The sequence below is a fragment of the Mucilaginibacter oryzae genome, from assembly GCF_003148845.1.
Taxonomy (GTDB): domain Bacteria; phylum Bacteroidota; class Bacteroidia; order Sphingobacteriales; family Sphingobacteriaceae; genus Mucilaginibacter; species Mucilaginibacter oryzae.
On the sequence record NZ_QGHA01000001.1, the window covers coordinates 1,177,422 to 1,183,971 of the forward strand.

5 protein-coding genes are annotated in these 6,550 nt (G+C 44.2%); 1 reads left to right on the forward strand and 4 read right to left on the reverse strand.

Going from position 1 to position 6,550, the window contains the following annotated elements:
• Positions 1 to 28 precede the first annotated feature (28 nt).
• On the forward strand, positions 29 to 889 hold the full coding sequence (locus LX99_RS05130) for a sigma-70 family RNA polymerase sigma factor (RefSeq protein WP_109606855.1): 861 nt from the start codon (positions 29 to 31) through the stop codon (positions 887 to 889).
• Positions 890 to 1,786: 897 nt separating this feature from the next.
• Here LX99_RS05130 and LX99_RS05135 read toward each other — a convergent pair.
• The 4 genes from LX99_RS05135 to carA form a co-directional block, all read right to left on the reverse strand.
• Entirely contained in the window at positions 1,787 to 1,978 is a 192-nt protein-coding gene (locus LX99_RS05135; protein ID WP_031266454.1) for a cold-shock protein, read from the reverse strand.
• Between the two features lie 166 nt (positions 1,979 to 2,144).
• Positions 2,145 to 4,082, reverse strand: coding sequence for an alpha-amylase family glycosyl hydrolase (locus LX99_RS05140; RefSeq protein ID WP_245927843.1), 1,938 nt, complete (start codon positions 4,080 to 4,082; stop codon positions 2,145 to 2,147).
• A gap of 601 nt (positions 4,083 to 4,683) precedes the next feature.
• Positions 4,684 to 5,157 (reverse strand): helix-hairpin-helix domain-containing protein, encoded by a 474-nt coding sequence (locus tag LX99_RS05150; RefSeq protein ID WP_109606858.1) that lies wholly within the window; start codon positions 5,155 to 5,157, stop codon positions 4,684 to 4,686.
• Between the two features lie 121 nt (positions 5,158 to 5,278).
• On the reverse strand, positions 5,279 to 6,379 hold the full coding sequence (gene carA, locus LX99_RS05155) for a glutamine-hydrolyzing carbamoyl-phosphate synthase small subunit (RefSeq protein ID WP_109606859.1): 1,101 nt from the start codon (positions 6,377 to 6,379) through the stop codon (positions 5,279 to 5,281).
• Positions 6,380 to 6,550 lie beyond the last annotated feature (171 nt).

The following is a 6,550-nucleotide window of genomic DNA, read 5'->3' on the forward strand; positions in this document are numbered from 1 at the left end:
AGCTTGAATAAAATCTGTATTTAAAAAAATGAGACAACTAAAAATATCCCAATCCATCACCAACCGCGAATCAGCCTCGCTCGAAAAATACCTGCACGATATAGGCAAGGTAGATTTGATCTCGGCTGAGGAAGAGGTGATCCTGGCACAAAAAATCCGCGAGGGCGACCAGGTAGCGTTAGAACGTTTGACCAAAACAAACCTGCGCTTTGTGGTATCGGTTGCTAAGCAATACCAAAACCAGGGCTTAACCCTTGGCGACTTAATAAACGAAGGTAACTTAGGTTTAATAAAAGCGGCTAAACGTTTTGACGAAACCAAAGGCTTTAAATTTATATCATACGCCGTATGGTGGATCCGTCAATCCATCCTGTCGGCTATTGCCGAGCAATCGCGTATTGTGCGTTTGCCATTGAACCAGATTGGTTCATTAAGCAAAATTCATAAGGCAGCTTCAAAACTGGAGCAGGAATTTGAGCGTCAGCCAACTCCTGAGGAGCTTGCTGATAACCTTGAAATTTCGGTTGATAAAATTGCCGATTCGATGAACAATGCCGGCCGTCAGATTTCGATGGACGCACCGTTTATCCAGGGCGAAGAAAACACCTTACTTGATGTATTGGCCAGCACCGATGCTGCAACCGATACCGAAGTTATGGCCGATTCTTTATCACAGGAAATTAAACGTTCATTAGGCATACTTGCCGAACGCGACCGTGAAGTATTGATGTTGTTTTTCGGTTTAGGCGGAAATGCCCCACACTCGTTAGAGGAAATCGGCGAAAAATTCGACCTTACCCGCGAGCGTGTACGCCAGCTAAAAGATAAAGCGTTGATGCGTTTACGTCACAACTCTAAATCAAACCTGTTACAATCCTACTTAAACTAATTCAGGCCAATCCTCCTGATTCCAGTATATCAAAAACGCGGATGAGATGATCATTCGCGTTTTTTTTGTGCCTAACCTTCTTTATGATATTTATAACACAGTAGATTGTTCAATCGTAGCCGTTACCGTCAGCAGGAAAGCTTCGGGCGAAAGCGGGCAGAACAATGGTGGCCCTGAGTGCAAGAAGGGGCATGGCTACTTTTTGCAGAAGCGAGGGCCTCCGAGCGAACGCAGTGGGGCAAAATTTAGCAGCCCGTATAAGCCCCACCCAACCCTCCCCGGAAGGGAGGGCTTTAAAGTCTCCCCTTCCGGGGAGATTTAGAGGGGGCCAAAGCCTCCCCGGTGACTTGATTTATTCGTTATTTTATTTGTTTTTAACAGGTACCCATGAGCTCGTTTCTCTCGGTTTTTGTTCTTTTATCAGGAAAAGAACAAAGCCTACCCGCGGTGATTGAGCGGGTAGGCTTTGTTGGATAAAAGGAAGCTGTTAGAACAATATAACCGCCATACAAATATCGCAATGTAAAAGGCTTTCGTTATTCGCGTTAGTTAACGGGCTTTGGGTCAATACAACCAACATTGGCCGCTCATTTGCCGCGGAGGCTGTTACTTTTGGCTTGGCCCAAAAGTAACCAAAAACCCAAGACAGAAAAAAGCTTCCCCCCCTCAGGCCAAACGCCCGGCCCGCTTTTCTGTCAGGCCACCGCGCATTTTTGAAAGTTGGGGCGTACTGCTCAAAGTCGCCTAAAAAAATAAATACATGAAATCAAAAGAATCACCAAAATCGTCTAAAGAAAAATCGGTGTAATCAAACCATCATCGGTGTAATCCCAAAAACAAAAAAGCATCTGCCCATTGCTGAACAGATGCTTGTACGATTTTTATATAATTAATAGTTTAACCTACTTTTACATTCACCGCGTTAAGGCCTTTTTTGCCTTGCTCAACGTCGTAAGTAACACTGTCGTTTTCACGAACGGTGTCAATCAGACCTGATACGTGTACAAAAACTTCAGCACCGCCATTTGAAGGTGTAATGAATCCGAAGCCTTTTGTTTCATTGAAGAATTTTACTGTTCCTTGCATTATATTTTTATTTAATTACATCAAAGGTACGGTTAATAATTAACAATTATTTAAAAACAAGGCATTTATGTAATTTATTTTTATTGTCGCTGTAAACAACAATAAAAATGAACTATAAACAAGCCTACTCAAAACGTACCGGGAGGCCTTATAACTAAGGTTTTATTAATTATTGTGCCAAAGCCACATTGCTGTAAACATGATATTCACCGGGGGCTAATGTTATTGAAAATGGAATTGAGGTGACATTAATACTGTTGCCGCTAATGTTATCATACCATGTACCGGTTGATGGGAAGCCGATGCTTCCGGTTTGTGCTACCACATCAAAATTACCTATCACCTCTACATTGGCGCTTGCATCTTTAAGCTGTATGGTTTTTATAGCGCCGCCAAGGTCATAGCTGTAATTGGTGCCGGCGAATACGGCGTTCTTTTCCTTCATTTTAATCATTTTGGCATAAACGTTATACAGCAGCCTGCGGTTAGGGTCGGTATTGTAATTCCAATAAATGGGCTTATTGCTGGTGCGACCGCCCTGGTTGATGCTTACATCATAACCCAACTCACCAAACTGCCACAACATTTTAGGTCCCGGAACCGAGAACAGGAAAGCGGCTGCCATTTCTTCGCGGGCCAGGCCTGTGTTTCTGTCTTTTACATTATAGCCATTGTAACTGTTTCCATAGTTTTCATTTTTAAACTGCAGGCGCTCCTCATCATGGCTTTCAAAATAGCTTACCAGGTTATAAGGCTGGGTAAAGGTATGCTGATCATAAAACAAGCCCTGGAAGTTAGAGTTGCCTAACCAGCCCATGGTAGCCTCGTTGGCGTTATAGTTCAGGTTGTTCCAAAGCATCATACCTTCGCCTGCCAGTTCCTTTTCTTCCTGATTGGCAGCAAAATGCTCCAAAATCACGTAAAAGTTATTGTTATCAATGCTCTTGATATAGTTGTTATAGTCCTTCCAGATGGAAACGCGGCTGGCATCGTACTGGCTCCAGGCATTTACATTGGCATCGGCAGTACCGTAGTTAACTTGTGTAAAACCTTTGGAAAGGTCAAAGCGGAAACCATCGATCTTATACTCTGTCATCCAGAATTTGAGCACGTTTTTTACAAAATATTTGGTATCGGCGCTTTCATGGTTAAACTGGTACCCTACGTTATAAGGATGGGTTGGGTCCACATTATACCAGGGGTTATCGGCCGAGGGCTTACCGGCAGCACTGTTAAAGTACATTTGCACCATTGGCGATTGGCCAAATGAATGGTTAAGCACCATATCCTGGATCACGGCTATCCCGCGCGAGTGGCACTCGTCGATAAAAGCTTTTAAGGCATTTTTGGTGCCGTAATATTTATCGGGCGCAAAGTAAAACGAAGGGTTATAGCCCCAGGAAAGGTTACCTTCAAACTCATTAATCGGCATCAGCTCAATGGCGTTAACACCCAGGTTTGAAAGGTATTTCAGCGTATCTTTTAAAGTTTGATAATTGTGGGCGTCAACAAAATCGCGTACCAGCAACTCGTAAACTACCAGGTTCTTTTTATCCGGCCGGGTAAAGCTGCCGGTTTTCCAGCTGTATGATGGCTGGTTAGCCTGGAACACACTTACGTTACCGGTGGTTTTACCGTTAGGGTATGCTTTTAGTCCCGGATAGGTATCTGCCGAAATGTAAGAGTCGTTATCAGGGTCGAGCACTTTCTCGGTATAAGGGTCGGCTACCTTTAACGATTTATCGATGTAAAACTGGTAGCCATATTCGGTTGCCGGATCGATGTTATCGATCTGTACCCACCAGCGCTTGCCGTCCGGGGTATTATTCATTACACCTTTGGAATCGTTAATATTCCATCCGTTAAAATCGCCGATAACGGAAACTGATTTTTTACCGGGCGCATACAGGTTAAAAATTACCGATTTACCTGAGTTGATAAACGTTACGCCATCCTTCGCTCCTGCCGGCAATGGCTTGCCGGTAGTCACTACCGTATCTCCGGGAACGTTCCCGGTATTGCCCGGCAAAACGTCTTTCTTCTTGCATGAAGTAAATCCGGCTAACAGCAAGCCGGCCATAATTAGGTAAAAATTCCTGATAGTCATATTTGGTTACAATTGGGTTTTAACTAAATGATTGATATTTTGCAGGTTTGCGACAGGTAACAATCAGCGATGCAATATGTAAAAAATAATTGGCAAAATTCAGTTTCCTTAAAATTATGTATTTATCATTTAAGGATAGCACATCGTTTGGTTACTTGTAAAGTAATTGTATATCAAATGTGCATTTTTTTGTAAATGAGCGGTGGCCTGACAGAAAAGCGGGCCGGGCGTATGGCCTGCGGGGGGAAGCTTTTTTCTGTCTTGACTTTTTGGTTACTTGTATCAAGACAAAAGTAACAGCCTCCGCGGCAAATGAGCGGCCAATGTTTGTTTGATAGGATATGGCCTTTGTGAACCTCAGGAGCCGCTGAAAAAGAATAATGTAGGCGTTGCCTGCGGCCCGGGCTATACGCTGCAAATCCTCGCCTTCCTGCAACACAAGGCCCTTACACGCTCCGGGCTTTACGCTCCTATCCCTAACGCGGCCCGCGCACAAGCCCTTAAAAGTCAACACATTCCGGTCGAAGTTTAGCGATAGCAGAACTTCGTCCTAAACTGCGACCAGGATGTTATAAATTTAGCCGCGGCAAATTACTTATACCTACTTTTTATACTCCGGCAATTCATACCAGGCCCTGGCAGGCCTGTCGGCCGGGAAACCATGTTCCGCACGGTAAGCTTTTCGCTCGGCGGTAAAATTCCACCACTTTTTACCGGTTTCTCCATGCTTAATATAATGGACCAATAACCTGTACGAATCCTCAACACAGGGATCGGCCCAGGCCCCAACGTGCTTTTCAAAAGCATCAAATAAATCTATCGCATCCTTACCGGCCAGCTGCTTCAGCGAATAGTACCCCTGCCCTATCAGCTCGGTAGCGAAGTTAATGCCTAATGAAGGAATGCTTTGAAACTCGATCAGCGCGTTAATTTCTTTTGCCCGTTGGGGTGATGCTTTCAGTATAGATGCAATTTCATCAGGAGCAAAACGGATCAATTCAGAAATTTTGATCTTCCGCTCCCGCAGCTTTACTTTTTCATCATCTGAAAGCAGCAGATTGACAGATTTTTTCATAAGCGGGGCGGGTTTTCGCTAAATTAAAAGGGTTTGCTCAAATAAAAAAAGCCTTTCCGTTCAGAAAGGCTTTTTCCTATATTACCTGCACATTTATCATCTGCACAGCTGGACTCTAATCTTATTTCATCAAACTGATAAAATCATCAAACAGGTACCTTGAATCGTGCGGACCAGGCGATGATTCCGGGTGATATTGCACCGAAAACGCTTTTTTGCCTTTAACACGGATACCTTCGATAGATTGATCGTTTAGGTTAACGTGGGTGATCTCCACTTTTTCGGAAGCGCGAACGGCTTCAGGCACTACGCCAAAACCGTGATTTTGCGACGTAACCTCGCAATGATCCTTAATAATATTTTTTACCGGGTGGTTTAAGCCACGGTGACCGTTAAACATTTTTTTGGTTGGGATATCATTAGCCAAAGCCAGTAACTGGTGACCAAGGCAAATCCCGAACATCGGTTTATCAGCAGCAAGGATCTCTTTCACAGTCTCCACAGCGTAAGGCATGGCCGAAGGATCGCCGGGGCCGTTGGATATAAAGTAGCCGTTAGGCGCAAAATCCTGTTCCATTTCGGCATAAGTGGTTTTAGCCGGGAATACTTTGGCATACACCTCGCGCGAATCGAAGTTGCGCAGGATGTTTTTCTTTACCCCCAGGTCAAGCACCGCCACGCGGTAAGGCGCTGTTTCGTTACCAAAAGTATAAGTTTCGGTAGTTGATACCTGCGATGAAAGCTCGAGGCCGTCCATTGATGGCACTTTATCCAGCATGGCTTTTAATTCATCCAGGTCAAGGATCTCTGATGAAATGATAGCGTTCATAGCCCCTTTATCGCGGATGTGGCGAACCAGCTGGCGGGTATCGATATCAGAGATACCTACGATGTTTTGCTCCTGGAAATAATCCTGGATAGATTCATCAGCCTGTTTGCGGCTGTAGGCAATGTTATAGTTTTTGCAAACCAAACCGGCAATCTGGATCCGGCCCGATTCAACCTCTTCGTTTCTGATACCATAATTACCTATGTGCGCGTTGGTGGTTACCATAATCTGCCCAAAGTATGATGGATCGGTAAAAATTTCCTGATAGCCGGTCATGCCGGTGTTAAAACAGATTTCGCCGGTGGTAGTACCCATTTTACCTGCCGATTTGCCGTAAAAAACGGTACCATCAGCAAGCAGCAGTACAGCCGGTAATTTGGTGAAATAGTTCATCGCTTAAAAAAATTGAAAGGGTTAAATGATCGGATTGCCTGGTTCAAAGCCCCGTGAAAACTGATAGAAATAATGAAGTAAGGAACTTCCGGATTCACGGCGCAAAAGTAGGGATTTATTTCGGATTTCGGATGTGCGATTTCGGATTTATTTTTTATTTCGGATTTCGGA